This window comes from Curtobacterium sp. PhB130 (assembly GCF_003755165.1).
In the GTDB taxonomy this organism is placed as follows: domain Bacteria; phylum Actinomycetota; class Actinomycetes; order Actinomycetales; family Microbacteriaceae; genus Curtobacterium.
In genome coordinates, this window is the sequence record NZ_RKII01000009.1 from 122988 (window position 1) to 149911 (window position 26924).

General features: G+C 72.4%; 24 protein-coding genes and 1 tRNA gene. 10 read left to right on the forward strand and 15 right to left on the reverse strand.

The genetic code is table 11. The annotated features are described in order from the left end of the window. Positions 1-13: 13 nt before the first annotated feature. Positions 14-1486, forward strand: coding sequence for an aldehyde dehydrogenase (locus EDF24_RS13995; protein WP_123703650.1), 1473 nt, complete (start codon positions 14-16; stop codon positions 1484-1486). Then, positions 1483-2976, forward strand: a complete 1494-nt coding sequence (rfaE2, locus tag EDF24_RS14000; RefSeq protein WP_123703653.1) for a D-glycero-beta-D-manno-heptose 1-phosphate adenylyltransferase — start codon at positions 1483-1485, stop codon at positions 2974-2976. The genes EDF24_RS13995 and rfaE2 overlap by 4 nt, the downstream gene beginning before the upstream one ends. A 181-nt stretch (positions 2977-3157) precedes the next feature. Here rfaE2 and EDF24_RS14005 read toward each other — a convergent pair whose 3' ends face one another. The 8 genes from EDF24_RS14005 to EDF24_RS14040 form a co-directional block, all read right to left on the reverse strand. Next, complete coding sequence (locus EDF24_RS14005) at positions 3158-3667, reverse strand: Dps family protein (protein WP_123653399.1); 510 nt, start codon at positions 3665-3667, stop codon at positions 3158-3160. A gap of 108 nt (positions 3668-3775) precedes the next feature. Beyond that, positions 3776-4198, reverse strand: coding sequence for an SIP domain-containing protein (locus tag EDF24_RS14010; RefSeq protein ID WP_123703655.1), 423 nt, complete (start codon positions 4196-4198; stop codon positions 3776-3778). 21 nt (positions 4199-4219) lie between these two features. Then, complete coding sequence (locus tag EDF24_RS14015) at positions 4220-4858, reverse strand: TetR/AcrR family transcriptional regulator (RefSeq protein ID WP_260233450.1); 639 nt, start codon at positions 4856-4858, stop codon at positions 4220-4222. Beyond that, a complete protein-coding gene (locus tag EDF24_RS14020) occupies positions 4855-6897 on the reverse strand; it encodes a CocE/NonD family hydrolase (RefSeq protein ID WP_123703657.1) in 2043 nt (680 codons plus the stop codon). Before EDF24_RS14020 ends, EDF24_RS14015 begins: the two co-directional genes overlap by 4 nt. Then, a complete protein-coding gene (locus EDF24_RS14025; RefSeq protein WP_123703659.1) occupies positions 6894-8711 on the reverse strand; it encodes an ABC transporter ATP-binding protein in 1818 nt (605 codons plus the stop codon). The genes EDF24_RS14020 and EDF24_RS14025 overlap by 4 nt, the downstream gene beginning before the upstream one ends. Further along, positions 8708-9589: an ABC transporter permease gene (locus EDF24_RS14030; protein WP_123653395.1), complete on the reverse strand. Its 882-nt coding sequence runs from the start codon at positions 9587-9589 to the stop codon at positions 8708-8710. Before EDF24_RS14030 ends, EDF24_RS14025 begins: the two co-directional genes overlap by 4 nt. Next, positions 9586-10617 carry an ABC transporter permease gene (locus EDF24_RS14035; protein WP_123703661.1) on the reverse strand — a complete coding sequence of 344 codons (1032 nt, stop codon included), beginning with the start codon at positions 10615-10617 and terminating at the stop codon, positions 9586-9588. Before EDF24_RS14035 ends, EDF24_RS14030 begins: the two co-directional genes overlap by 4 nt. Further along, complete coding sequence (locus EDF24_RS14040) at positions 10614-12215, reverse strand: ABC transporter substrate-binding protein (protein WP_123703663.1); 1602 nt, start codon at positions 12213-12215, stop codon at positions 10614-10616. Before EDF24_RS14040 ends, EDF24_RS14035 begins: the two co-directional genes overlap by 4 nt. A 176-nt stretch (positions 12216-12391) precedes the next feature. On the opposite strand from EDF24_RS14040, the gene EDF24_RS14045 reads away from it, so the two are divergent. From EDF24_RS14045 to EDF24_RS14055, 3 genes are read left to right on the forward strand one after another with little or no spacing between them, the layout of a single operon-like run. After that, positions 12392-13000, forward strand: coding sequence for a molybdopterin-dependent oxidoreductase (locus EDF24_RS14045; RefSeq protein WP_123653392.1), 609 nt, complete (start codon positions 12392-12394; stop codon positions 12998-13000). Beyond that, positions 12997-13812 (forward strand): FAD-binding oxidoreductase, encoded by an 816-nt coding sequence (locus tag EDF24_RS14050; RefSeq protein ID WP_260233451.1) that lies wholly within the window; start codon positions 12997-12999, stop codon positions 13810-13812. The genes EDF24_RS14045 and EDF24_RS14050 overlap by 4 nt, the downstream gene beginning before the upstream one ends. After that, positions 13812-14060 carry a DUF6510 family protein gene (locus EDF24_RS14055; RefSeq protein WP_123653391.1) on the forward strand — a complete coding sequence of 83 codons (249 nt, stop codon included), beginning with the start codon at positions 13812-13814 and terminating at the stop codon, positions 14058-14060. Before EDF24_RS14050 ends, EDF24_RS14055 begins: the two co-directional genes overlap by 1 nt. Positions 14061-14196: 136 nt before the next feature. On the opposite strand, the gene EDF24_RS14060 is transcribed toward EDF24_RS14055, so the two are convergent. Further along, positions 14197-14268, reverse strand: a tRNA-Gly gene (locus tag EDF24_RS14060). A gap of 100 nt (positions 14269-14368) precedes the next feature. On the opposite strand from EDF24_RS14060, the gene EDF24_RS14065 reads away from it, so the two are divergent. Next, on the forward strand, positions 14369-14584 hold the full coding sequence (locus EDF24_RS14065; RefSeq protein WP_123653390.1) for a hypothetical protein: 216 nt from the start codon (positions 14369-14371) through the stop codon (positions 14582-14584). Positions 14585-14592: 8 nt separating this feature from the next. Here EDF24_RS14065 and EDF24_RS14070 read toward each other — a convergent pair whose 3' ends face one another. Continuing rightward, positions 14593-15465 (reverse strand): LysM peptidoglycan-binding domain-containing protein, encoded by an 873-nt coding sequence (locus EDF24_RS14070; protein WP_148070899.1) that lies wholly within the window; start codon positions 15463-15465, stop codon positions 14593-14595. A gap of 156 nt (positions 15466-15621) precedes the next feature. Here EDF24_RS14070 and EDF24_RS14075 point away from each other — a divergent pair, with 156 nt between their 5' ends. Together EDF24_RS14075 and EDF24_RS14080 are read left to right on the forward strand one after the other, a co-directional pair. Then, entirely contained in the window at positions 15622-16446 is an 825-nt protein-coding gene (locus tag EDF24_RS14075; protein ID WP_123653388.1) for a mechanosensitive ion channel family protein, read from the forward strand. A 127-nt stretch (positions 16447-16573) separates the two neighbouring features. After that, positions 16574-18205 carry a SulP family inorganic anion transporter gene (locus EDF24_RS14080; RefSeq protein ID WP_123703667.1) on the forward strand — a complete coding sequence of 544 codons (1632 nt, stop codon included), beginning with the start codon at positions 16574-16576 and terminating at the stop codon, positions 18203-18205. Between the two features lie 6 nt (positions 18206-18211). On the opposite strand, the gene EDF24_RS14085 is transcribed toward EDF24_RS14080, so the two are convergent. Next, the gene (locus EDF24_RS14085; RefSeq protein WP_123703670.1) at positions 18212-19141 is read right to left on the reverse strand and encodes an SUMF1/EgtB/PvdO family nonheme iron enzyme; all 930 of its coding nucleotides are present in this window, start codon (positions 19139-19141) and stop codon (positions 18212-18214) included. Between the two features lie 144 nt (positions 19142-19285). Here EDF24_RS14085 and EDF24_RS14090 point away from each other — a divergent pair, with 144 nt between their 5' ends. Together EDF24_RS14090 and EDF24_RS14095 are read left to right on the forward strand one after the other, a co-directional pair. Then, positions 19286-21814, forward strand: coding sequence for a LuxR C-terminal-related transcriptional regulator (locus EDF24_RS14090; protein WP_123703672.1), 2529 nt, complete (start codon positions 19286-19288; stop codon positions 21812-21814). A gap of 87 nt (positions 21815-21901) precedes the next feature. Then, positions 21902-22102, forward strand: coding sequence for a hypothetical protein (locus tag EDF24_RS14095; RefSeq protein ID WP_123653384.1), 201 nt, complete (start codon positions 21902-21904; stop codon positions 22100-22102). Positions 22103-22108: 6 nt separating this feature from the next. Here EDF24_RS14095 and EDF24_RS14100 read toward each other — a convergent pair whose 3' ends face one another. Genes EDF24_RS14100 through EDF24_RS19255 form a run of 4 tightly spaced genes read right to left on the reverse strand, consistent with a single transcriptional unit; the run spans position 22109 to position 26923 of the window. Beyond that, positions 22109-23743: a SulP family inorganic anion transporter gene (locus EDF24_RS14100; RefSeq protein WP_123703676.1), complete on the reverse strand. Its 1635-nt coding sequence runs from the start codon at positions 23741-23743 to the stop codon at positions 22109-22111. After that, positions 23743-24420: a GAP family protein gene (locus EDF24_RS14105; RefSeq protein WP_123703678.1), complete on the reverse strand. Its 678-nt coding sequence runs from the start codon at positions 24418-24420 to the stop codon at positions 23743-23745. Before EDF24_RS14105 ends, EDF24_RS14100 begins: the two co-directional genes overlap by 1 nt. After that, entirely contained in the window at positions 24417-25589 is a 1173-nt protein-coding gene (locus EDF24_RS19250; protein WP_165931542.1) for an AI-2E family transporter, read from the reverse strand. The genes EDF24_RS14105 and EDF24_RS19250 overlap by 4 nt, the downstream gene beginning before the upstream one ends. Before the next feature lie 5 nt (positions 25590-25594). After that, entirely contained in the window at positions 25595-26923 is a 1329-nt protein-coding gene (locus tag EDF24_RS19255) for a hypothetical protein (RefSeq protein WP_165931541.1), read from the reverse strand. Position 26924: the final 1 nt, after the last annotated feature.

The following is a 26924-nucleotide window of genomic DNA, read 5'->3' on the forward strand; positions in this document are numbered from 1 at the left end:
CGGAAGGACGCGCATGACGCTCGAAGCCCCCACCACGACCGCGCAGACCACCGAGCTGGTCGTCCTCGACCCGGTGACCGGGGCGGTGGCGTCGACCACGCCCGTCGCGTCCCCCGAGCAGGTGCACGACGCCGTGACCCGGGCCCGGACCGCGTTCCCGACCTGGGCGCGCACCGCTCCGGCCGACCGGGGTGCGCTGCTCCGGACCGCGGCCGAACACCTCCGCGAGCACGCTGACGAACTCGCCGAGCTGAACACCCGCGAGACCGGCAAGGTCCCCGGCGACGCACTCGGCGGGGTGGAGGCCGGCATCGGCACGCTCCTGCAGTACGCGGAACTCGGACCGCTGCACCGTGGCGAGTCGCTCCGCGGCCAACACGGAGCCGCCGACTGGACCGTGCCGCACCCGCGTGGGGTCGTCCTCGCCCTCACCCCGTGGAACGACCCGGTGGCGGTCGCACTCGGGATCATCGGCGCGGCCGTCGTGACCGGCAACACGGTCGTGCACAAGGGCAGCGAGCGGTGCCCGGCGACCATCGCACGGCTCAACGAGCTGCTCGCCGAGGTGCTGCCCGACGGCGTCCTGGTGGGTGTCGACGGCGACGCGTCCACCGGTGAGGCGCTCCTCGCCGAGGACGGCATCGCGGTCTACGCGCACGTCGGTTCGACCGCGACCGGCGACCGACTCGCGGCGGCGGCGACCGGCACCCGCGCGCACGTGATCCGTGAGAACGGCGGGAACGACGCCGTCGTCGTGGACGCCGACGTCGACCCGGTGTGGGCCGCCGCGCAGACCGCCCTCGGCGCCTTCGCCAACACCGGCCAGATCTGCACGAGCGTCGAGCGCGTCTACGTGCACCGCGACGTCGCCGACGCCTTCGTGGACGCACTCGTCGCCGAGGCCGAGCGCCGCACCGCGCTGCCCGCCGCCGAGTACGGCCCCCTGGTCGACGAGCGGCTCCAGAGCCTCGTGCAGCAGCACGTCGACGACGCGGTGTCCCGCGGCGCGAGGGTCCGGACCGGCGGCACCGTGCCCGAGGGTGACGGCACGTTCTACCCGGCGACCGTGCTCACCGAGGTCCCGGACGACGCGCTCGCGCTGACCGAGGAGACCTTCGGGCCGATCGCGCCCGTGCGGGTCGTCGACTCCTTCGACGAGGGGCTGCGCCTCGCGGCCGCGGACCGGTACGGCCTCGCCGCCACCGTCCTGACGAACGACACCGGGAACGCGCTCCGGGCCGCTGCGACCCTGCCGGTCGGCACCGTGAAGGTGAACGCCGTGTTCGGCGGCGCTCCCGGCGGCAGCGCCGAGCCCCGCGCGGCCTCCGGCGCCGGCTTCGGGTACGGGCCGCACCTGCTCGACGAGATGACGACGACCACGGTGGTGCACCTCGAACCGGCGCCGCCAGCAGGGCCGACAGCGCCGGCAGCGCCCGAGGCCGCCGCCGACACGTCCACCGCCGACGCCGAGGGGTTCGACCGGTGACCGCCGACGTCCGTCTCGTCCGGGACCTCGTCGGACGCATCGACGACCGCGAACCGCTCGTCGTCGTCATCGGCGACTGCATCCTCGACCGCTGGACCATCGGCGAGGCCGAACGGGTGTCCCGCGAGGCCCCGGCCCCCGTCGTCCGCGTCACCGAGACCATCGCGGTCCCCGGTGGTGCCGCGAACACCGCGGTGAACGCCCGCACGCTCGGCGCCCGGGTCCGGATGGTCGGCATCGTCGGCGACGACGAGACCGGCACGGTCCTGCTCGAGCGGCTCGGCGCGGCCGGCGTCGACACGTCGTTCATGGTGCGGATCCCCGGCGCCACCACGACCTCGAAGTCCCGGATCCTCGGTGGCGACCGCGTGGTCGTCCGTGTCGACGAACTCGCGGGCACCCCGACCGACGGCCACACCGACCAGCTCGCCGCCGCGATCGCCCGAGCGGTCCACGGCGCCGACGCCGCGGTCGTGTGCGACTACGGCCTCGGCGTCACACCGGAGTCCGTGCTGCCGGTGCTCGAGGCGCACCGCCCCGACGTCGTCGTGGTGGACGCCCACGACCTCCGCGGGTGGCACGACCTCCGTCCGGACCTCGTCACGCCGAACGCCAGCGAGACCGCGGCGCTCCTCGGTCGCACGCTCGACCAGGGCACCGACCGCGCCGCGACCGTGGTCGAGGCGCGCGAGCAGGTGCTCCGGGCGACCGGCGCGGAGGCCGCCGTGGTCACGCTCGACCGCGACGGCACGGTGCTCCTCGAACGGGGCGAGGACCAGGGCTTCCGTACCCGCGCGACCCCGGCGTCCGAGCAGCAGGCGTCCGGCGCCGGTGACACGTTCTGCGCTGCCGCGTCCGTCGCCCTCGCCGTCGGTGCGTCGGCCCGCGACGCCGTCACCTTCGCCCAGGCCGCCGCCGACGTCGTCGTCCGCGAGGCCGGGACGTCCACCTGCGACGCCGACGCCCTCCTCCGCTCCGTGGAGGCCCCGGCGGAGACCGTCGTCGACCACGACGACCTCGCCGCCGCCGTCGAGCAGGCGCACCGCGACGGCCGTCGGGTGGTCTTCACGAACGGCTGCTTCGACGTCGTGCACCGTGGCCACACGTCGTACCTGCGGCAGGCGAGCGAGCTCGGCGACCTGCTCGTCGTCGCGCTGAACGACGACGACTCGGTCCGCCGTCTGAAGGGCCCCGAGCGGCCGATCAACACCGCGGAGGACCGCGCCGGCGTCCTCGCGGCACTCGCCTGCGTGGACCTCGTCACCGTCTTCGCGACGGACACCCCGATCCCCCTCATCGAGCGGGTCCGCCCGGACGTCTACGTCAAGGGCGGGGACTACTCCCCCGAGATGCTCCGCGAGACCGAGGTGGTGCGGGGCTACGGCGGCGAGGTCGTGATGGTCGACTACGTGCCGGAGCACTCCACGAGTGCGGTCGTGCGCCGCATCCGCGAGACGTCAGGAGGCACCTCGGAGGGCGGTGCCTCGTGAACACCGCCCGGTCCTGAGCGACCGGTCCGCCGCGCGTGTGCGCCACGGGCGGAGCTTTCTTCCCATCCCGGTCGCGATGGAAAGCGGAATCGCGCGTAGGAAGTCCGAAGTTCGGACCTCCTACGCGCGATTCGACCTCCTGCGAGCGATTCGACCTGCCCGTCAGCGGAGTGGTCGCGACTCAGGCGGCGAGGTGCGCCTGCAGGAACCAGCGGTCCTTGGTGAGCCCGCGCTCGATCTCGATGACGACGTCCTGGCTGTTGAGGTCGACCTCGTCGAGGCCCTCCACCGCACGACGGACCTGCGCGAGCGCGGCGTCGATGTCGGCGATGACCTCGGTGATGGTGACGTCGGAGTTCTGGAAGCCCTCCGACAGCGCCGGGATGGTGGTGTTCGCGGCGACGGTCGCGATGCGCGAGTCGACCGGCAGGCCGAGGGCGACGATGCGCTCCGCGGCGAGGTCGGCGTACTCCTGCGCGTGCTCGACGATCTGGTCGAGGAGCTCGTGCACGCCGATGAAGTTGCGGCCGCGGACGTGCCAGTGCGCCTGCTTGCCGTTGACGACCAGGGCTTCGAGGTCGATGACGACGGGCGCGAGGAACTGGGCGACCCCGGCGGCGAGCTCCGGCGTGGTGGAGAACGGCGACGTGGTGTTCGTCGTGGTGGTGGTCGTGGTGGTGCTCGTGCTCATGGTTGCCTCCTGCTACCTCGAGGTTGCACCGGGTTCCTGCACCCGGTCTGACCGATGGACCCACCATGCTCCGTTTTCTTGAACGGCGCAAGGAAGCACAGGCTGACCTTACCCGCCGTACTCCACGACGACCTGCTGGCCGGCGTCGGCGAGCTCCAGCTGGACGGCGGCGCGGGCCTGCTCGGCCCATGGGCTGTCGGAGCACCCGATCCACACGGAGGTGCGCGGCTCGCAGTCGGTCACGCACCACTCGGACGCCCAGCCGATGACGGCGGCCGCCAGGGCTTCCCCGTGGTCGGCGAAGCAGAGCGACGGGACGATCGACGGGCGGGTGGTGCGGACGAGCCACGTCACGGTGACGCGCGGCGGTGCCGGCAGGATGCGGACCTGCTCGTCGAGGGCGACCTCGACGAAGACCTGGCCGTAGGCGTTCTCGGGCAGTTCGGCGAGCATCCGGTGGATCTCCGGGAGGTCCTCGACGGCTCCTGCGATGAGGATGCGCTCACTAGGCTGTCGTCGGGTCCGGGCCATGGCTCAACGGTAAGGGAAGCCTTACCTCAGAACAACCCCGAGTTGCTGTGAAAGGAACTCCCACATCCAGGTGAGCGCGACGGCGTTCGTCAGCCCGGGGGCGTTCTGCGCGAGCTGGGTCGCCACGCCGTCGCTGTACGCGGCGAGCTTCAGCGCCACGACGGAGGCGTCGATGCCGTCCGAGGCCGTGTCGAACGTGCCGTCCTCGACCCCGCGCCGGATCACCCGGACCAGGCACGCCTCCCACACGCGGATCCGCTCGGCGTACTCGTCGGCGACCTCCGGACGGCGTGCGACCGCCGTCCAGTAGTCGGACCAGATCCGCCAGTGCTGCCGGACCTCGTCGCTGTCGTCGAAGAGCGGCTCGACGAGCATCCGGAGTGCTCGGACGGTGTCGGGCTCGGCGTCGACGGCCGCGACGATCGCGCCGTAGAACCGCTCGGTCTCGAGCACGACGACCTCGTTGAGGATCTCGGCCACGCTCGCGAAGTGGTAGGTCACCGTGCCGACGGACACCCCGGCCTCGGCCGCGATGTCCCGGAGCCCGGTGGCACCGAGGCCGTTCCGGACGATCACCGACCGCGCGGCGCGGACGATCATCGCGCGCCGGACCTCCGGCCGCTGCCGCACGCGCCCGGGGGCGGACGCCGCCGTGCTCACGCGGACCCCCGGGGCACCTCATCGCGGAAGGTGTGCTCGGCGACGAGCTCCTCGGCGGCGTCCACCCCGTCCCTGGCCCAGGCCCGCACGGTGTTCACGACGGAGAACGCCTCCGCTGACGCGGTGACGGACGAGGTGGTCTCGAGCCGTGCCGCCCAGGTGTCCTGCGACAGCCCGATCGCCCACCGGGACGCCGCACTGGCGGACGTCGGGTCCCCGGAGCGGATCCGGTAGGTCTCGCGGGCGTCCTCGCTGAACACCAGCCCGTCCGGGTACACGCGTCCGCCGCCGTAGCCGGGGTCGACGTCGAGCGTCCACTCCCCCGTCTCGACGTCGTGCGTGACGGTGCGCTGCGGCAGCGGTTCCGTCGGCTCGACCCGGGTGATCGCCAGCGGCGTCGACCGGACCGGGTCCTCGAAGCGGATGCCGGCGTCCACCGCGGGGTCGCCGTGCCACACCGGCAGGGTGACCGAACTCGCCGCCGGGTCGACCACGAGCGCCGCGGCGACCCCGTGCGGCCAGACCCACGGCCAGTACGACGTCGACACCGCGAGGCGCAGGCGGTGCCCGGCGAGGAACCGGTGCCCGGTCGAGACGAGTCGCACGGGCACCACGGTCGACGTCCCGGGTTCGAGCGGGTCGTCGCGGTCCATCCCGTTCCGACGCGCGGCGTTCACCACCCCACGGGTGACGAGCGTGGAGCTGCCGTCCGGCGCGACGTCGCAGAGCCGCACGGTCACGGTCGCGCGCGGCTGGTCGCTGGTCACCGACAGGTCGACCAGGACGTTGCCGAGCAGGTCGAACGACTCCTCGACGGGCAGGTCGAAGCAGACGGACCGGCCGTCCTCCGCGCGCTGGTCCGGCGGCAGGTCGGTGGCGTTGCCGAACGGGAAGAACCGGCCCGCGTCGGCGCCGGTCTCCTCGGGCGAGGCCACGATGACGGCGCCGTCGCGGCCGCCGCGCAACGTGTCGAGCGGGAGCACCCGCGGCTCGGTGGACGTCGACGGCCAGGCGGTCGCGCCGACCCAGCGACCGGTCCGCTCGGCGTAGTACGACGCGGGCGGCTCGGGGTCGTTGATCCACGCCCGGAGCGCGGGCTCCTGCTCGACACCGGTGTCGACTCCGCGGAGCCACCGGTCCCACCAGCGGAGGGACTCCTGCAGGAAGCCGATCGACGGCCCCGGCGCGAGTCCGCGGTCCGGGTACTGGTGCGACCACGGCCCGACGATCCCCTTGACCGGGGCGTCGACGTGCTCCACGAGGCGGAGCACGGCGTCCCGGTAGGGGTCCGCCCAGCCGCCGACCGCGAGCACCGCCGCGCTGATGTCGGCGTAGTCCTCGGACGCGCTGCCGTGCCGCCAGTAGTCGTCGCGCGTCTGGTGCGACAGCCACACCGGCGTCATCGGCCGGTTCGCGTCGAGCCGTTCACGCCACCGGGACACCCACGACGGCCCGACGACCTCGGGCCGGGGCGGCCGGGAGTTGAACGCGAACATCGTCGCGCCCCACGCCGCCATGTCGATGCCGAGCACCGCACCGCCGACGTAGTGCACGTCGTTGTCGTACCGGTCGTCGGTGGAGCACACCGTGACGATGGCCTTGAGTGCGGCGGGAGCGCGGGCGGCGAGTTGCAGCGCGTTGAACCCGCCCCAGGAGATGCCGAACATCCCGACGGCACCGGTCGACCAGGGCTGCTCGGCGAGCCAGGCGATCACGGCCTCGCCGTCGCGGAGCTCCTGCTCGCTGTACTCGTCGTCGAAGAACCCGTCCGAGGACCCGGTCCCGCGGATGTCCACCCGGACGGACGCGTACCCGTGCGCGGCGTACCAGGGGTGCCGCTCGGAGTCGCGCGGCGCGGTCCAGTCGTCGAGCCGGTACGGCAGGTACTCCAGCAACACGGGTACCGGGGCGTCGGTCACGGGCGACCAGATCCGGGTGTGCAGCCGGACACCGTCCGGCATCGGGATCCACTCGTCCCGGACCGCGACGCCCGGCGGCAGGCCGTCCGGCACCCCGATCGCCGTCAGCGACGCGGTCATGCGTCCTCCCAGTTCCTGATCCGGTGGCCGTCGCCGTGGTCGGTCCAGCCGTCGGCGTTCCGCCAGTGCTGCACGCCGTCGTCGACGTCCGGCAGCTCGGTGACGCCCGGCTCGAGCGTCGCCGCGAGGAGCGTCCGCGTGTACGGGTGGTTCGGGCCGCCGAAGACCCGCTCGGTCGGGCCGATCTCGACGATCCGGCCGCCGGTCATCACGGCGACCCGGTCGGCCACGCCCCGGACGACGGCGAGGTCGTGGCTGATGAAGAGGCAGCTCAGCCCCTGCTCACGCTGCAGGTCTGCCAGCAGCCCGAGGATCCCGGCCTGCACCTGCACGTCGAGTGCGGTGGTGATCTCGTCCGCGATCACGAGCTCCGGTCCGGCCGCCAGCGCACGGGCGATCCCGACACGCTGACGCTGACCGCCGGAGAGCTGGGCGGGCAGGCGGTTCGCGAACTCCGGTCCGAGCCCCACCTGCGTCAGCAGTTCGTCGACCCGCGCACGCGACGACGATCCGGTGAACAGTTGCAGCGGCCGCGCCACCGCGGCGCCGACGGTCCGCCGGGGGTTGAGCGAGGTGTCCGCGTTCTGGAACACGAGCTGGACGGCCCGGCGGAGCGCGGTGCTCCGTCCGGCGACCGGGTCCCGGAGGTCCCCCGAGGTCGCCCCGCCCTCGTAGGTGAACGTCCCCGACTCGGCCGGCACCAGCCCGGCGAGTGCCGTCGCGAGCGTGGACTTGCCGCTGCCGGACTCGCCGACGACGGCGAGCGTCTCGCGCGGTGCGATGTCGAAGGACACGCCGTCGACGGCGGCCGGCAGGCCGCGTCCGTAGCGCACCACCAGGTCCCGTGCGGTCACCAGGGGGCGGACGGGAGGCTCGGTGCCGGTGGCCCTGGAGGCGACCGTCCCGGGGACGGACGCGGTCGACGGCGCGTGCCCACCGCCTCCAGGACGGGTCCCGTCCGGCACCGCGGCCAACAGGGCGCGCGTGTACTCGTGCTGCGGGTCGGCGAAGAGCGCCGCCGTCGGGCGGTGCTCGACGATCTCGCCCTGCCGCATCACGGCGATCTCGTCGGCCATCGCCGACACGACGCCGAGGTCGTGGCTGACGAGGAGGACGGCCATGCCGAGCTCCCGGCCGAGGTCCGCGACCAGGTCGAGGACCGCCGCCTGGGTGACGACGTCGAGCGCGGTGGTCGGCTCGTCGAGGACGAGCACCCGGGGTCGGGCGGCGACGGCCATCGCGATCGCGACGCGCTGCTGCTGGCCGCCGGAGAGCTGGTGCGGGTACCGGCGGCCGATCGTGTCCGGGGACGGCAGGCGCACGAGCCGGACGAGCTCCGTGACCCGCTCCGGGCCGTCGGGCTCGCCGTGGGCGCGGAGGGCCTCGCGGATCTGCTCGCCGACGCGCATCGAGGGGGTGAGTGCCTGCCCGGCGTTCTGGGCGACCACGGAGGCCGTACCGCCTCGGAGCGCCCGGGTGGCGGACGGCGACAGGGCGAAGACGTCCTGGTCGGCGACCGTGACCGAACCGCCGACGATGCGGGAGCCGGTGCGGAGGTGCGCGAGGAGGGTCCGGGCGACGGTGGACTTGCCGCTGCCGGACTCCCCGACCAGGCCGAGCGTCTGGCCGGCGGCGATGGTGAACGAGACGCCGCGGACGACGGGGACCTGGGTCCGGCCGGCGGCGTAGGAGATCGCGAGGTCCTCGACGCGGACGGTGGCGGTGTCCGGTGCGGTCCTGGTCGTGTCCGCGGCGGTCGTGTCCCCGGCGGTCGTGGTCGTCGACGCGGTCGCGTCGGTGCTGGGGTCGGTCATGCGCTCGTTGCTCCCTGCGTGGCACGGTCGACGCCGAGCGACTTGGCCAGCCCGTCCGCGGCGAGGTTGAGGCCGATCACGAGCGTCGCCAGCGCCACGATCGGCGCCAGCGTGCCGAGCGGCACGACGGTCAGTGCGGTGCGGTTCTCCTGCACCATGAGGCCCCAGTCCGGCGTCGGCGGGTTCGCACCGAAGCCGAGGAAGGACAGCGAGGCGACGAGGAGGACGATCCAGGACGCCCGCATCGCGTACTCGACGAGCACGACGTCGAGGACGTTCGGCAGGATCTCGCGGAACACGATCGACAGCGGCTTCTCCCCGCGGGCGCGTGCCGCGGTGACGTAGTCCTGCGTGATCACCGTCCGGGCGGCGCCACGGACCACGCGGGTCACGGCGGGCGCGTAGACGATCGTCACGGCGAGCACGATCACCCAGAGCCCGGCGTCGAACACCGTCACGACGACGAGCAGGGCGAGGATCGACGGCACGCTGAGCAGTGCGTCGACGACCCGCATCACGACCTCGTCGAACCAGTTGTCGGCGTACGCGGTGATTGCACCGAGGACCGTGCCGACGGCGACCGCGATGGTCGTCGCGAGGAAGGTCACCAGGAGCGCGTACCGGCCACCGTTCAGGGTGCGGGACAGGATGTCGCGGCCGTACTGGTCGGTGCCGAGCCAGTGGCTCCACTCCGGGCCGGCGAGGACGTTCGTCGAGTCCGTCGCCACCGGGTCGTGCACGGCGATGACGGGGGCCAGGATCGCGAGCACCAGGTGCAGCGCGATGAGGCCGAGGCCGATGCTCAGGGCGGTCGAGGAGCGCAACGGTGCGACGGCGGCACCGATCACGTTCCGCGAGCGGGGGGCGATGGCGGTCATGCTGCGGTCCCTTCGTTCGCGCGGGCGCGGGCGGCGCGTGCGGCCCGTCGTGCGGGCGGACGGACGCGGGTCCGCCGCTGCCGGGTGCGGAGCCGCGGGTCGAGCGCCAGTGCGACGAGGTCCGCCGCGAGGTTGCAGATGACGTAGATGACGGCGCTGAGGAGCGCGATCGCCTCGATCGTCGGCAGGTCCCGGTTGAAGACGGACTCGAGCATCAGCTTGCCCATGCCCGGGTAGTTGAAGACGTTCTCCACGACGACCACGCCGCCGAGGAGCCAGGCGACGTTCAGCGCGACGACGTTGAGCGTCGGCAGCAGCGCACTCGGCACCGCGTGCTTCCAGACCACTCGGCGCATCGTCAGGCCCTTGAGCTCGGCGGTGGTGACGAACTCGGACGCCATCACGTCGATCGTCGAGGACCGGGCGGTCCGGACGATGTACGCGGCCATCGCCAGGGTCAGCACGATGATCGGCAGCCAGATCGTCGGCAGGAGCTCCCCGACGGTGGCGTCGCTCCCGCGGAGCACCACGGCGGGGAACAGCGGGATGCCGATCGCGAAGAGCAGCACGAGCACGGTGGCGACCATGAACTCCGGGACGCTCATCACGACGAGGCTGACGATCGAGATCACCCGGTCGCTCGGACGGCCGCGACGGACCCCGGCGACGACGCCGAGCGTCAGGGAGAGCGTCACGCCGACGAGCATCGCGGGCACGGCGATCAGCATGCTGTTCCGGAACGCGGTGAAGAGCGTCGGTGCGACCGGCTCCCCGCTGACGAGCGAGGTCCCGAAGTCGCCGTGCGCCGCGCCGACGAGCCACTGCCCGTAGCGGAGCCACACGTTCTGGTCGAGGCCGAGGGACTCGCGCAGCTGCTTGACCGCTGCCGGCGTGGCGTTCTGCCCGAGGAGCTGCTGCGCGACGTCGCCGGGCAGGGCCTGCACCGCGAGGAACACGAACAGGGAGGCGAGCACCACCGTCAGCACGGCGATGCCGACGCGGCGGAGGACGGGGAGGAGGACGTTCATCGGCGCAGTCCGATCCGGAGGTAGTCGAACTCGAAGCCGAACTCCGAGTAGTTGACGACGTCGCGGGAGAGCCCCACGAGGCGGTCGCCGAACATCGGGGTCATGTCGGCGCCGTCCGCGACGACGAGTCGCTGGGCGTCCTGGTAGAGCGTCTTCCGCTTGGCGTCGTCCATCTCCGCACGGGCCTCGTCCAGGAGCAGGTCGAAGGACCCGTTCGACCACGCGCTCTCGTTGTAGGAGGACCCGGACCGGAAGATCTGGTTGAGCAGCTGGTCGATCGGCCGGCCGGTGAACCAGTAGCTCACCATCAGCGGCTTCTGCATCCAGATCTGCGTGTAGTACGAGTCGGAGGACGCGCTCCGGACCGTCAGGTCGATCCCGGCGTCCGCCACCTGGTCGCGGTACGCGACCGCGAGCGGGGTGAAGACCGACTCGTAACTGGACGTGTAGATCGAGGTGCGCAGTCCCTCCCGTCCGGCCTGCTTGAGCAGGCTCTTGGCCTTGTCCGGGTCGTACTCGCGGGGTTCGTCGAGGAACGCGGCGAGCTGCGGCGGCACCGGGTTGTCCCAACCGGGCGAACCGGTCCCCTGCAGTGCCGTCTCCACGATCCGCTTCGGGTCGTAGGCGAGCTTCATCGCCTGCCGCACCTTCGGGTCCTTGAACTCGGCACTCGTCGCGAGCATCGGGATCGTGTACCACTGCGCGTTCACCGAGCGGGCGACCGTCGCACGGTCCGAGGCGGCCACCACCCGGGCCGTGGCGAAGTCGAGGTTCGTCTGCGAGATCAGGTCGATCTGGCCGGCGAGCAGCGCGTTCACCCGGGCCGTCGTGTCCTGGATGGAGAAGAAGTCGATGCCGTCGAGGGCCGGACGTCCGGCGAAGTGGTCGTCGAACGCCTCGACGCTGCCGGCACCGGCCGGCGTGAACGAGGACAGCTTGAACGGTCCGGTGCCGATGCCCGTGCGGCCGATCGTCGCCACCGCGGCGGCCGGCACGATGTAGCACTGGTACGCCGTCAGGAGCGACGGGAACTCGGCGTTCGGCTTCGTCAGGTCGAAGCGGAGCGTGTACGGGTCGACCACGTGCATGGACTTCGCCGTCATCACCTCACCGAGGACGCCGGCCTGCGGGGAGCCCGTCGCCTCGTCGAGGATGTGCGCGATGCTCGCGACGGCGTCGTCGGCGCTGAACCGGGATCCGTCGTGGAACCGGACACCACGGCGCAGATGGAACGTCCACACGGTGCCGTCGGCGTTCGCGGACCACTCGCGAGCGAGGTCGGGGACGGTCTCCCCCGACTCGTCGAGCTTCACGAGGCGGTTGTAGAGCGCGCCGAGGTACTCGTACGCGGACAGCGAGCTGGCGGAGTCGAGGGTCTCGGCGGCCGATGCCGCCGGCCGGGCGATGCGGAGCCGACCACCGCGACGTGCGGCGCCGGTGGCCGCCTGCTCGGGGATGCTGACGGTGCCCGCGCTCGCGCCGGTGCTGCACCCGGTGAGGGTGAGCAGGCCGAGACCGGCGAGTCCTGCCGCCCCCGTGAGGAGCGTGCGGCGGCTGGGACGGCGGTCGGGTTCTGGGGGCTGGACGATGGGCTGCATTCGGGGTGACCCCTCCTGGTAATCGTTCCGGTGAACGATAGAGGGCCGTGGGGTCGCTGGCGAATCCTGTGACGCGCATCCGCGGAACGTTTACGAACCCGTTACACGCCGGTGGCCCGGAGGGGCCAGGATCAGACCGACGGATGCGCGTGCGTGTCCAGGGAGGACGGGCTGCGATGGCGAGCTTCACACGCGGGTTCGGCGGACGACGGCGGGGCGACGATGCCGGGTCGGTCGACGCGTCCCGGATCCCACCCGGCCAGACCCTGGTCCGCGACTGGCCCGTGCTCTCCGCCGGAGCCACACCGGACATCGAGCCCACCGACTGGAGCTTCTCGATCCGCACCGAGTCGGGCCTGCACGAGTGGACGTGGGACGAGGTCCGGGCGCTCGGCGTCGAGGACGTCACCGTCGACATCCACTGCGTGACGCACTGGACCAAGCTCGACATGCCCTGGCGCGGGGTGCCGCTCGACAAGCTGTTCGCGGACGTGGAGACGTCACTGGACTACTGCATGGTGCACAGCTTCGGCGGGTACACCACGAACGTGCCGCTCGACGAGCTGCTCGACGGGCAGGCCTGGATCGCGTTCGAGGCCGACGGGGAACCGCTCGAGCCGGAGCACGGCGGGCCGGCGCGGCTCCTCGTGCCGCACCTGTACTTCTGGAAGAGCGCGAAGTGGGTGCGCGGGATCGTGATGCAGTCCTCGGACGAGCCCGGGTTCTGGGAGAACGCGGGCTACAACCTCCACGGTGACCCGTGGAAGGAGGAGCGGTACTGGTGACGGTGCCGTCGTCCGTCGTGCCGCCTGGCACCGCCGGTCTGGAGGCCGGGGTCGGCTCCGCACCGTCCGCGCCGCCCCGCAGACGGCCGGCCTGGCACGCCGCGACCGTCGCCGCTGTCTCCCCCGAGACCCCGACCGCCCGGCGGATCGTCCTCGACGTCCCGACCTGGCCCGGCAACGACCCCGGTCAGCACCTGGACCTGCGACTCACCGCCGAGGACGGCTACCAGGCCACGCGCTCGTACTCGATCGCGTCCGCCGGCGACTCCACCATGGTCACCCTGGCCGTGGACCGGGTCGACGACGGCGAGGTCTCCCCGTTCCTGGTCGACGCCGTCGAGGTCGGGGACGCCCTCGACGTGCACGGCCCGCTCGGCGGCTGGTTCGTCTGGCGACCCGACGCCGCCGCACCGACGCGTCCCGTCCAGCTGATCGCGGGCGGGTCGGGCATCGTGCCGCTCGCCGCGATGGTCGCCGCGCACACCGAGGCCGAGGACCCGACCCCGTTCCGGCTGCTCTACGCCGTGCGGACGCCGGACGACGTCTTCTTCCGGTCCACACTCGACGCCGCACGCGCCGGCACCGCGCCGTTCACCGACGCGATCGTGTACAGCCGCCGGGCGCCGGACCCGTCACTGCCGGTCGGGCGGCTCACCCGGGACGTCCTCGCCGCGGCGGTGTTCCCGCCGGACGCCGGTGCCCTGGTGTACGTCTGCGGCTCGACGCCGTTCGTCGAGCAGGTCCTGCGGTGGCTCGGGGAGCTCGGGCACGACACGACGGACGTCCGCGCGGAACGGTTCGGAGGCAACTGATGACCCTGTTCGACGGCAACGCGCTTGCCGGGGACCTCGCCGACGTCCTCGGTCCGGACGCGACCTCGGCCCGGCTGCGCTGTGCGGGGTGCGGTTCGCTCGGCGTGCTCGGGCGGGCGCGGACGTACCGGACCGCGATGGGCTCGGTCGCGCGGTGCGTGGACTGCGACAGCGTGCTCGTGACGGTGGTGACCGACGGCGCGCGGCGGTGGGTCGCGATGCCGGGCGTCCGGGCGGCGCTGCTCTGAGCGTCTCGAACCACGATCGCCCCGGGAATCCGACCCCTGAAACCACGGGGCCCTGAAACCACGGCGCCCTGAAACCACGAATGCCCCGACCGAGGTCAGGGCTTCGTAGGGGGCCGGGTGGAGCCGGCGGTTCCCGAGCGGATGACGAGATTCGAACTCGCGACCCTCACCTTGGCAAGGTGATGCGCTACCACTGCGCCACATCCGCATCGCGTGACCTGTCGGTCGCGCTCGGATGACTATACCCGTGTTCGCTCCGAGGGCCGACTCGGAGCCGGTACCGGGCGTGTCCGTGTTGACTCGGGTGCATGAACGACTTCGTGAAGGAGACCGGCGGTGGCAACCCGGACGAGCCCGACTCGCACGGCGTGGACCTCGTCGACGGTGACGGTCCAGCGGTCCGGATCCTGGTCCGCGGTGACCTGCCGCCGACCATCGAGCACGACGGCCGCACCTGGGCGGCGACCCGGCAGACCCACGACGCCGGCGACGGCCCCGCGATCGCCGTCTACCACCCGGCCTGACCCGGGGATCAGCGCTTCGTGCGGTCGAGGTTCAGGGTCTCGCCGGCCTGCAGCTCGTACGCCAGGCCGAGGGCCTGTCGCGCGCTGAGGTAGTGCAGGTCGCTCACCGTCACGCCGAACCGCGTCGCGACGTCGGCCAGCCGGTCGCCCGCCGCCACGTGGTACCAGCGCGGCACACCGCCCGCCGACTCGACCGTGCCGGTGGCACCGCTCCGGGGGCCGGTGTCGACGACGTGCAGGTCCGGGTGCCGGTCCGGCGTCGACCAGTGCAGTTCGCTGACGCCGAGCACCTGCCACGGCGACGTCTCGGGTCGGTTCACCAGCACCGCGGTCCGCAGGAAGCTCGGGTCGTCCCCGGCCTCCTGCAGTCGGAACCGTGCGTCCGGCACCTGGGCGGTCTCCCCCGGCGCGCCCCAGGCGTCGTAGCCGAAGCTCACGCCCTCGCTGATCGTGTCGCCCACCTGCTCGTCGAACTGCCGGAAGAAGACCGCGAGCGGTTCGCCGAGCGTGGAGCGGTAGGCGGAGGTCTGCACGACGTAGTCGTCCTGGCCGGTGGCGACGACGCGGAGGTGGATCGATGCCCGGCCGTCGGCGGACGCCAGGTCGGTGTCGAGGACGACGGTGCCGGCGGCGGGCGCCGGGGTCGACGGGCTGGTCGGCGTGGTGCTCGTCGGGCTGGTCGGCGTGGTGCTCGTCGGGCTGCTCGTCGGGCTGCTCGTCGGGCTGTTCGGCGTGGCGCTCGGTGCCGGGTTCGTGGCCGTGGCGACCGCCGGCATCGCGGTGCTGGTCGTGGCACACCCGCCGAGCGTGAGCGCCACGATCGTCAGTGCTGCGGCGCCGAGGAGCCGCCCCCTCGTGGATGTCGTCGACACGACCGTCATCAGTTCCCCGTTCCCGCCCACCCGGTGCTGCTCCACATCCTGCCCGATGACGCCCCACCCCGCCACCGAGTGCCAGCCGGTGTTCTCACCCGCTCCGGGGGAACCGGCGCACCCGGGCGAGCCGTATCCTGCCGTCCCACGGACCCGGGAGGCGCGATGCAGGATCTCGTGAGCGGGCTGCTCAAGGACTCGTCCTTCGGTGTCTGGGACGTGATCCTGGCCGCCGTGGTGCTCGTCGCGGGGTGGTTCGCGTCCGGGTGGGCGCGGCGGGGCGTCGCGGCGGCGCTGTCGAAGTGGAGTGGCCTCGGCCCGAGCTCCACGAACCTCGCCGCGCGGTTGGCGCGGTACGGGATCATGCTGCTGACGATCGGCATCGTGCTCACCGTCCTCGGTGCGCCCCTGCAACCGGTGCTCGCCGCCGTGATCATCATCTCCGCCGTCGCGTTCCTGGCGCTCCGGGGCATCGCCGCGAACTTCGGTGCCGGACTCGTCATCCAGGCCCGCCGCCCCGTGCACATCGGGGACTCGATCGAGCTCGAGGGGGTCGAGGGCCGCATCATCGAGCTGACCGGGCGTGCCGTGCTGCTGCGCACGTCCGACGGCAAGACGATCCGGATCCCGAACACGATGCTGCTCGAGCACCCGCTCTGGAACGCCAGCGAGACGGGCGCCGTCCGGAGCGAGGTCCGCGCGCGCATCCACGGCAGCCCGGACCTCGACGCGGTCTGCCCCGCGGTCCTCGCCGCCGTCGCCTCCGTCGAGCACCGGGGCGCGACGGACCCGGAGATCTTCCTGCACACGCTCACCCCGGCGTGGGCGGACATCAGCATCCGCTTCTGGTCCTCGTACGAGGACCGGGAGGTCTCGCGGTCCTCGGTGGTCCGGGCGGTCGCTGCGTCGCTCGGCGCCGCCGGGTTCACCTGCTCCGTCTCCTCGGACCCGCCGCGGTTCCTGACCGCCCTCGTCGACGCGATCGACTGAAGCCCGGCCCCGACGGCGGACGATCTCACCCGTTTCGGGGGTGCTCGACGGTGGCGACGGCGGCGAGCCTCATCGTGCAGACCGACCACGAGGAGCACCCCATGGCGAAGCAGTCCGCGACGACGCGGTGACGACGCGGACAGCGGTCCGCAGCGCGTGGTTCGCTCCCACCCTGCGTGGCTACGACCGCGCCTGGCTCGGCCGAGACGTCGTCGCCGGCCTGAGCGCGGGTGCGGTCGTCGTCCCGCAGGCGATGGCGTACGCGACCATCGCCGACCTGCCGGTGCAGGTCGGGCTCTACACGTGCATGGCGCCGATGGTCGTCTACGCGCTCCTCGGTGGATCGCGCGCGATGAGCGTGTCGACCACGTCGACCATCGCGACGCTGACCGCCACCACGTTCGTCGCCGCCGACGTCGCGGCGAACGCCGACGATGCACCCCGCGCACTCGCGACACTGACACTCATCGTGGGTGTCGTGCTGGTCCTCGCCCGGTTGCTCTCGCTCGGCTCCCTCGTCGAGAACATCAACAAGGCGACCCTCGCCGGCGTGCAGATCGGTGTCGGCGCCACGGTGGCCGTCGGTCAGCTGCCGAAGCTCCTCGGACTCACGGACGACCCGACCGGCCGGGGGTTCATCCGCTCGCTGGTCGCGGTCGTCGAGGCGGTCCCGCGTGCGAACGGCCCGACCGTCGTGCTCTCCGTCCTGTCGATCGCGGTCCTGTTGCTCCTCCGGCGGTTCGCTCCGCACTTTCCCGCTCCGCTCGTCGTCGTCGCAGGGGGCATCATCGCGTCAGCAGCCCTGCACCTGACCGACGTCGGTGTGGAGGTGATCCCGGCGGTCCCGAACGGGCTCCCGATGCCGGCGGTGCCGGACCTGACACTCGTTCCCGGCCTCCTCCCCGGTGCGCTCGGGATCGCGACGATGGCCTTCCTCGAGTCGGCCGCCGTCGCGCGGGGCATCCGGGCTCGGAGCGAGCCGCAGATCGACAGCGACCGGGAGCTGCTCGCGACCGCGGTCGCGAACCTCGCCGGCTCCGTGACCCAGTCGCTGCCCGCTGCCGGCGGGTTCTCCCAGAGCGCCGTCAACCAGCGTGCCGGTGCGCGCTCACAGCTGTCGACCCTGGTCACGGCGGCGCTCGCGGTCCTCGTCGCGCTCGTCCTCGGGCCGGTCCTCGCGCTGATGCCGACCGCGACGCTCGCAGCCCTGGTCGTCACCGCGGTCGTCGGGCTCATCGACATCGCCGAGCTGCGCCGGATGGCGCGGATCAGTCGCCGGGACTTCTGGCTCGCGGTGCTCACTGCGGTCGTCGGTCTCACCGCGGGACTCCTCGGGGCGGTGCTCGTCGGGGTCCTCGGGACGTACGTCCTGATCCTGCGTGAGCTCCAGCGCGTCCGCCTCGTCCCGGGAGCGGTCGTCGGTCGCTCAGTGAGTGCGCGAGTCGACGGAGACGTCTACACCGCGAACGTGCTCGGGTACGAGAACGCTGCCATCGAGGTCGCCGAGTCCTCCGCCGGCGTCGACGCGCTCGTGCTCGACCTCAGCCGCATGCGCGCAGCGACCGTGACGATCCTCGATGCGCTCAGGGACCTGGACCAGGAGCTCGAGCAGCGGGGCGTCACACTGATCCTCGTCGGACTCGACGGACCTGCGGCGGACACGGCGTCGCGGAGCAACTGGTTCCGTGGGCTCGTCGGACAGCACCGCGTCTTCCCGAGCGTGGAAGCAGCGCAGGGTGCACGCCGCGATGTGTCCTGACGGCGGTCAGGCGTCCCAGGCCACCCGGAACCCGATGTGCGTCGCCGCGGAGTCGTCGCTCTGGGGTGAACGTGCAGCAGGACGGTAGCGCAGGCAGTACTCGGGGGCGCACAGGTGCGAGCCGCCCTTGAGCACCCGCATCGCGGGTTCCGCAGCCGAGCCGTCGGCAGTCATGCCGTGGTGCGCGTCGGCCGGACCGCATCCGCAGTGCTCCCCGCCGGTCGCGGTGCCCGGCTCGTGCCGGGCGGTGTACGGGGTGTCGGTCCACTCCCAGACGTTGCCGATCATGTCGACGATCCCGAGCGGGTTGGGCGGGAACGAGCCGACCGGCGAGGTCCCCACCCACCCGGCAGCGCCGGTGTTCCGGTACGGGAACGCACCCTGCCAGGTGTTCGCCATGGTCGCGCCCCCGGGGTGGGCGTCGGTCCCCCAGGCGAAGGGCCAGTCCGGTTCACCACCGGCCTTGGCGGCGTACTCCCACTCCGCCTCGGTCGGCAGCCGACCGCCGACCCAGGCGGCGTACGCCGCGGCGTCGGCGTGGGACACCTGGACGACCGGGTGGTCGTCGAGGCCGCCGACGGAGGACTCCGGGCCGCGCGGGTGCCGCCAGTCGGCGCCGGCCTGCCACCTCCACCAGGCCCGCCAGTCGCGGAGATCGACCGGTCCGGCCGTCGGTGTGAAGACCAGGGACCCCGCTCGGCGTTCGTCCGGCGCGAGCCCCGGGAAATCCTCGGACGACAGCGGGCGTTCCGCGTCCGTCACCCAACCGGTGGCGTCGACGAATGCCGCGAACTCTGCGTTCGTGGCCGGGTGGGACCCGATCCGGAATGCGGCGACCGTCCGCTGGTGCACCGGCCCCTCGTCCGGGTAGAAGCGGTCCGATCCCATCAAGAACGCACCGCCCGCGACATCGACGACCTCGACCCGAGTGTCCATGATCAGACTCTCCGTCCCTCCGCACAGGACGAGGTCACCCGGATGGGGTGATTGTTCCTGCGCGACAGCAAGCTTTTCTCGCAGAACCGCTGTTCTGCCCCTATCGTGAGCACCACATCACGCCTTTGCAGGGAAAGGCTCGACATGTACGCCTTCAACGAGACCAGGAGCACCGCCCGGGCGAACGACACACCGAACGGTGACTCATCGGCGCAGCACGCCGGAGGTCGCCCGCTCGAACGCCCGCGCCTGCTCGACCAACTCGACCGTTTCCGGCGATCGGACCGCAGACTGCTCACGATGTGGGCTCCGGCCGGTGCCGGCAAGACGACCGCGCTCACGAACTGGTCCGACCGGGTGCGCTCAGACGGCGAGACCGTGCGATGGCTCGGCGCGACGGACCTCCTCGCCGACGAACCGATCGGCGAGGACTGGTTGTTCGTCGACGACGTCGACCGGCTGCTCGGCGGCCTCGGCGTGCCGCCGCTGATCCGGCTGATCACCCGGAGCGGCCCAGGGGTCCGCTTCGTCATCGCCGGCCGGTACGAGCCGAGCGGGTTCGCAGCCGTGACCGACGCCGCCGGCGGACGGTCGGTCGTCCCGACCCGGGACCTCGCGTTCGACGTCGAGGACACGCTCGCGCTCGCGCTCCGGTTCGGCCTGGTGCTGCCGATCCAGGACGCCGAGACCCTCACGGCACGGACCGGCGGGTGGGCGGCCGGCCTGGCGCTCGCGATGCCGTACCTCCTCGAGCAGCCCGATCCGGCCGCGGCGGTCGCCCGGTTCGGCGGCGACCAGCACCAGGTCGCCGACTACCTCGTCGTCCGGGTGCTGGACACCCTCGACGAGGATGACCGCGACATCCTGATGCGGGCGGCGGTCGGCTCGGACGTCCCCCTGGCGCTCGCCGTCACGCTGACCGGCCGCTCCGACGTCGGCGCCGTCCTGCACCGTCTGAGCGCCCGGAACGTGCTCGTCAGCGCGAGCCCCGACCACGACGGGTTCCGCTTCCACCCGATCCTCGCCGGGTACATGCGCGCCGAGTTCCGACGGCGGGAGGAGTGCGGCGCGGTCCGGAACCACGTCGCCGCCGCCAGCTGGTACGAAGCGCACGGTGATCACGTCACGGCCCTGGAACAGGCGCTCCTCGCCCGCGACCCGGACGCACTCCGCACCCAGATCGAACACTCCGGCGGAACGCTCCTCATGCAGGGCAGGACCGCGATCGTGAGCACCGCGCTCCGCGCGCTCCCGCCGGGCCAGGACACGCTGGCGACCCTCACCCTGCGCGTCGGCATGGACGCGCCCACCTTCCCGGACCGCATCGGCGCGGAGGAACGCCTCGTAGAGGCTTCGGTTCTCCTCGCGGCTGCGGAACCGGCGGTGGCAGACCGCTGGCGGCCCGTGGTCGTCGCGCTGAGCTCGTTCCTGATCGAGGATCCCGACGCGGCGTCGGTCCGCCTGCGTGAACTGGGCGACTTCATGCGCAGCGCGCCGGTGGAGTCGCTCGACATCGCACTGCTCCTGCGGTCGGCGGTCGCGTGGTGCCTCGTCGTCATGAGGCGCCGTGCGGACGCCGAGCAGCTCCTGCGCTCGATCCAGGGTGCAGCCTCCCGAGCCGGGTACTCGTGGGTGTTCCTGGTGGCGACCGACACCGCCGCGACCCTCGCCGTCCGGTCCGGTGACTGGCGCACCGCGAGTGCGTACGAAGCGCAGGTGGATGCGGTCCCGTTCGACACGACCCCGCCCTACAACCGTGCGACCGCGCGAGCGCTGCTCGTCTCCACGTCCCGCGCCTACGCACGGTGCGAACCGGTCTCCTTCACGGCGCTCCACCGCATCGACGCGGCCGATCCCGTCGGCAGTGAGCTCGGCCTCCTCTTCCACGTCCGGGCGCTGCTGCTCGTGGCGACGCTCGACGCGTCGCCGGCACCACGTGACGCGCTCGCCCGCCTGGTGCAGCTCGTGCGGTTCGACGGACGGAACCACCCGCGGATCGTCGCCGCTGTCTCCGTGCGCATGCAGAGCTGGTCCGCCGCACTGCACGGTGCGCCGGCCGCGACGGAGATCCGCCGCGTGCTCGCCGACGTCCTCGGTCCCGACTCCCTCGAGCTGAACACCCTCCGACTCCTCGCCGGCACCCGGAACGACCACGTCGTCGAGCACGCTGTGGTGGATGCGCTCGACGGCGACGACGCGGCGTGGTCCGGGAGCAGCATCGTCAACGCGCACCTGGCGCTCGCATCGCACGCGTGCATCCACGGCCGCGTCGCGGAGTCCGCCGAGCGGGTGCGGCGTGCGCTCGACGTCAGCGAGGAGTTCGGCTACGCGCGTGAGTTCCTCGCGTGTCGCGGCGCCGGCGCACAGCTCGTGTTCCGCCACCGCGGTTCCTACGGCGCACTCGAGCCGTACGCGGACCACGTCCTCGCACTCGCCGAGCACGAACGCATCGGCGTCGGCCAGGAGCACCCGGACGCGACGGTCCCGCTCACACCGAAGGAGCAGGAGCTCCTGCTCGAGCTCCCGGCCCACCAGACGGTCGCCGAGATCGCCGCGAAGCACCACCTCAGCGTGAACACCATCAAGACGCACCTCCGGAGCATCTACGGCAAGCTCTCGGCCACCGGCCGCACCGAGGCGGTGAGCGCCGCGCGTCGACGCGGGCTGCTCTGATCCGCCGGACCTCACCCGGTTCAGGGGAACCGGGCAGTCCCGCTCCGGCGGGATGATCGTGGCCTCACGACGAGCTGGAGGGTGACGATGAGCCGCTACGAGGTCCGCCTGCCGTACACGCTGTCGGAGACCCTGACGGCGGCGTTCCCGGAGTTCGAGCTGTTGCCGATCGGGCCGGCCGAGACACTGCTGGTCGGCGACCTCGACGACCAGACCCAGTTGCACGGGCTCCTTGCGCGGCTCGCCGATCTCGGGCTCGACATCGCCGAGCTCCGGCAACTCCGCTGAGGGGCGTCAGCGACCGAGGGCGGCGACCGCTGCGCGGTTGCTCGTGAAGAACCGGCTCTCCCCCACGAGGTCGAAGTGTTCGAGCTCCGCCTTCGTCGACGCTCGCGCGCGGCTGAACGCCACCTCGACGCCGTTCTCGCGCGCCCACGCGAAGGCCTCGGCGGCGACGTCGGCCGCCGTGGTGTCGATCGCCGTCACGGCACCACAGTCGAGCACGATCGCGTGCGCTCCCGCCGCCGTCCCCGCCGTCACGCTCGACCGCACGGCGCTCGCGAACAGCTGCGCGTTGCCGAAGAACAGGGGTCCGGCGAAGCGGAGGACGATGACCCCCGGTGCCGACGTGACGCTCCCGTCCCGTGCTGCGCGGAAGACGTCGACCGGTTCCCCGTCCGGCACGAGGACGTCCACGGGCGGGTTGGCGGCGGAACGGATCACGTTGATCAACGAGAGCACGAACGCGATCACGACGCCGATGATCGGCCCGAGGAGCAGCGCGCCGAGGAAGCAGACCGCGGCGATCGCGAACTCGAACCGGCGGAGTCGCCAGAGGCGCGCGAAGTCCCGGATGCCGAGCAGCGGGACGACGGCCACCGCCACGATCGCGCCGATGGCCGGCGACGGGATGTCCTGCAGCAGCGCGGTCCCGAAGCAGACCACCAGGAGGGTGAGCACCGCCGCCACGAGGGCCGGGAGCTGTGTGCGTGAGCCGGTCTGGTCCATCGCCGCCGTGCGGGACGCCGACGACCCGACCGTGAACCCGCCGGTCAGCCCGGAACCGAGGTTGGCGGCCGCGAACGCGAAGAGGTCGCGGTTCGCGTCGTCCGGCAGGTCGTGCTTCTCCGCGTAGCGGCGGGCCACGAGCAGCCCCTCGGCCATCGCGACCAGTGTCAGTGCGACGGCACTGGGGAGCACCTGGACCCACTGGTGCCAGGAGATCTGTGGCCACGTGAACGTCGGCGGTCCGGCCGGGACGTTCCCGAGCACCGACACGCCGGCGTCGTCGAGGCGGAACACGACCAGGACGAGGGTCGTCACGACGAGCACGACGAGCGCCCAGGGCACCGCGCGGAAACGTCGGCCCACGATGAGGATGACCACTGACCCCGCGGCGAGGCACACCGACCACACGTTCACCGTGCCGAGCCCGGCGAACAGCTCACCGAGCCGTGGGATGAACTCGTCACCGCTGTCGACCTTGACGCCGAGCATCTTCGCCACCTGGCTGAGCAGGATGTCGAGCGCCAGGCCGCCGACGAACCCCACCAGGATCGGCGCGGACAGGAAGTTCGCGAGGAACCCGAGCTTCAGCACCGCGCAGAGGGCGAACACGACCGCCCCGACGAGCGCCTGCGCCAGCGCGAGCTGCACGTAGGACGCGCTGCCGGCGGTCGCGAGTCCCGCGAGCGAGGACCCGACGAGCGCCGCGGCGGCCGCGTCCGGCGAGGCGACGAGCTGACGACTCGATGCCAGCAACGCGAAGAGCACCCCCGGCACGATGAGGGAGTAGAGCCCGGCGGTGGGCGGCAGGCCCGCGATCTGCGCGTACCCGATGTTGAGCGGGATGGCGATCGCGGCGAGCGTAATGCCGGAGAGGGCCTCGGTGCGCCACGAGTGCCGGTCGAGTCCCGGGAGGATGCGCATCAGAAGGCCCCGATCCCCTTGCCGATGGTCGTCACGCCGATCACCAGGAGCAGGACGGCCATGATCGTCGCGTTGTTCGCGGTGAGCCAGTCCCGGAGGGTGCCGAGGGCACCGGCGACCCGTTCACCGGCGACCAGGAACACGACGACCGGCACCGCGATGCTCAGCGACGCGATCACGATGAAGACGACGAGCGCCCAGACGGTCGGGGCCGCGTCGGCGCCGCTGGTCCCGACCGAGACGCCGGCGGCGACCGCCATCATCAGGTTCTTCGGGTTCACCGCGGCGAGCAGGAACGCGAGCCCCGCAGCCCGGCCCGGGGTCATCGAGTCGATCGCCGCCATCCACTTCGGCGGCGCCGCGGTGGTGCCCGGCGCCGGTCGGCCCCGCCACTGGTGGACCGCGAGGAGCACCAGCAGGACGCCCAGGACCAGCTCCACGATCCCCGCCACCGGCTTCGACGCGTCCGGGTCCGCGGCGGGGATCGACGAGGACAGCAGCGTGACGACGATGACGGCGATCGCGATGCCGGCCACCCAGCCGACCAGGAACGCCGTGGCCACCGTCCTCGCGCGGGGCGAGAGGAGCATCAGGATCGCGGCGATGATCGGGAGCGGACTGATGGCGATCGTGACCGCCTGGGGCAGGAGTCCGCCGATGAGGGATGCGGTGTTCACGGTGTGCCCTTCGTCGTCGTGCGGGCGTTGCCCGTCGCTCGTCTGGCCGCACGCCGCGAGGGCGGGCCGAGTCCCGTGACGTCCCCGAGCGCGGGGCGGATCCACCGCGCGTCCGGGTTGGCGTCGACGAGGACCGCACGGACCAGCAGGGTCAGCGGGATCGCGAGGATCGCACCCATCGGCCCGAGGACTGCCGACCAGAACACGACCGAGAGGAACGCGATCGTCTGGTTGAGGGAGACGGCTGACCCCACGATGTGCGGCTGCAGCCCGGACTGGATCACGCCGTTGATCACCGCGTAGACGACGATCACCACGATCGCGTTCTGCCACCCGTTGGCGAGCAACGCGAGGATCACCGGGGGGATGATCCCGATCCAGTACCCGATGTTCGGGATGAACCCCGTGATGAAGGCGAGGAGTCCCCACAGCGCTGCTCCCGGGACCCCGAGGAGCACCAGGGCCAGCGCGTCGAGGGCGGCGACCGCCGCGCCGAGCACGGCTGTCACGACCATGTACCGCCGCACGCTCACCGTGAAGCCGGCCAGCGCCTCGACGAGACGGGGACGGGCGGGGCGCAGCCGATCGGCGATGAGTCGTCCCCACCCGGCGTCGAGCGTCATGAAGACGATGAGCGCGAGGACGACGACCAGGCTGACCCCCAGCCCGAAGACGCTGCCGACCAGGCCCGACACCGCACCGACGACCTTGCCTGGGTCGAACCCGGCCAGGAGCGTCTGCACCTGCTGCTGTCCGACGCCGAGCGAGGTCAGCCAGTGCCCGAGCTGCTCCTCGAAGGCGTGGATCTGGTCCGCGTACTTCGGGAACAGCGTCGCGAACTGGGCGACGGAGACCACGAGTGCCAGGGAGAACCCGACGAGCAGGACCAGGATCACGACGATGACGACCGCCGACGCGAGGCTCCGCGCGAGCCCGAGTCGTTCGAGGAAGACGCGGGCTGGCTGGACGCAGATCGTCACGACGAGGGCCAGCACGGTCGGGCTGATGATCCCCGCGAACCGGGCGGTGCCGACGGCGATGACGACCGCCGCCGCGAGGCCGACCATGATGCGGAGACCCCGACCCGCCCCCGGCGCGCGCTCCGTGGTGTCGTCGCTCGTGCTCGCCGGGGGTCCCGCGGGACGGGATCGGTGCTTCCAGAACGGCACGGCGCTCAGCTCCCTTCGGTTCCGACGGTGGACACGGTGCCGGCCCCGACCTCCGGCGGTCGGGCGACCAGCTCGAGGACGGCGACCACCACGAGGGCACCGACCAGGGTCCACACGATGAGGGCCGGCTGGAGCGGCCGGTGGAGCAGGATGATCGCCGCCGCCCCGAGCGCGACGAGCGTGCGGAGGAGCACCCGCGCGCGGTACAGCTCCACGCCGACCCGCCCGGTGCTGACCCCGTGGGACTCGGCCCAGGCGCGGAGCGTCGTCGCCCCGCTCCCGAACCCGCGTCGCAGCCACTGCGCGGAGACCGTCGACCCGCCGAACCACGCGACCACCGCGACCGCCAGGGCGAGGACCGTGCCCGCGACCGCAGCACTCAGTGCGAACGCGGAAACGCTGTCGTAGATCGCCCTGGCCGCGTTCCGCGGCATCAGGTCCGGTGCCAACGCCCGGACGGCCAGGACCCGTCCCACGCCGAGGGCCGCGAGCGTGGCGAGCATCGCGAGGGCGACGCCGACCGCCCCGAGCGTCAGGGCCCTGGCGCGTCGCCTGGCCATCACCACGCCGATCCCGATGCACGCGACGACGAGCCACGGGAGCCACGCCGCGGTGACCTGGACGAGGGTGTAGGCCGTCTGGGCGCGAACCGCGGCGTCGGACGTCGCGATGACGATCGTGCGGTCGACGGCCGGGATCCGGGCGGCGAACGTCAGCCCGCGGTCGACGAGGCGCTGTTTCACCTCGGCGACCACCGGGCCGAGCTGGACGCCGATCGATCCGTCCTCGCCGATCGCGACCGCCGCCTTGCGATCGCCGCTGAGCGACGCGACCAACTGGGTGTGCCCGGTCCGGAGGAGCCCGTTCCACATCGTCGCGAACTGGTCGGAGGCGACGAACCGGTCGACGGTGCTGCTGATGAGGTCCTGGATGCCGGCGGTCGCCGGTCCCTCGAGCGCCGTCAACGCGCTCTTGGCGCGCGGGGGGAGGTCGAGCTGCGCGATCCCGTCGAAGACCGTCCCGGTGAGGCCGGCGACGTCGAGCCGCTCGTCGATGACGTCGACGGTCCTGCTCGCGATGAAGGTCTGCACCGCACGGTCCCGCGCGAGCGGGCCGAACGTGGCGACGAACGCGTCCGTCGAGGTCACCTCCCGCTGTGCCCACGTCGTGATCACCGCGACCGGGGCGAGCACCGCACCGATGATGATCAGGGCGGCGGACGGGATCGCCCATCCCCATCCGCGTCGACGAGGGGTCTCCTGCTGCCCGAGCCGGTCGCGGAGCGTCGCGTTCTCGGCTCGGAGTGCGGCGAGTTCGTCCTCGATGGTGGTCATG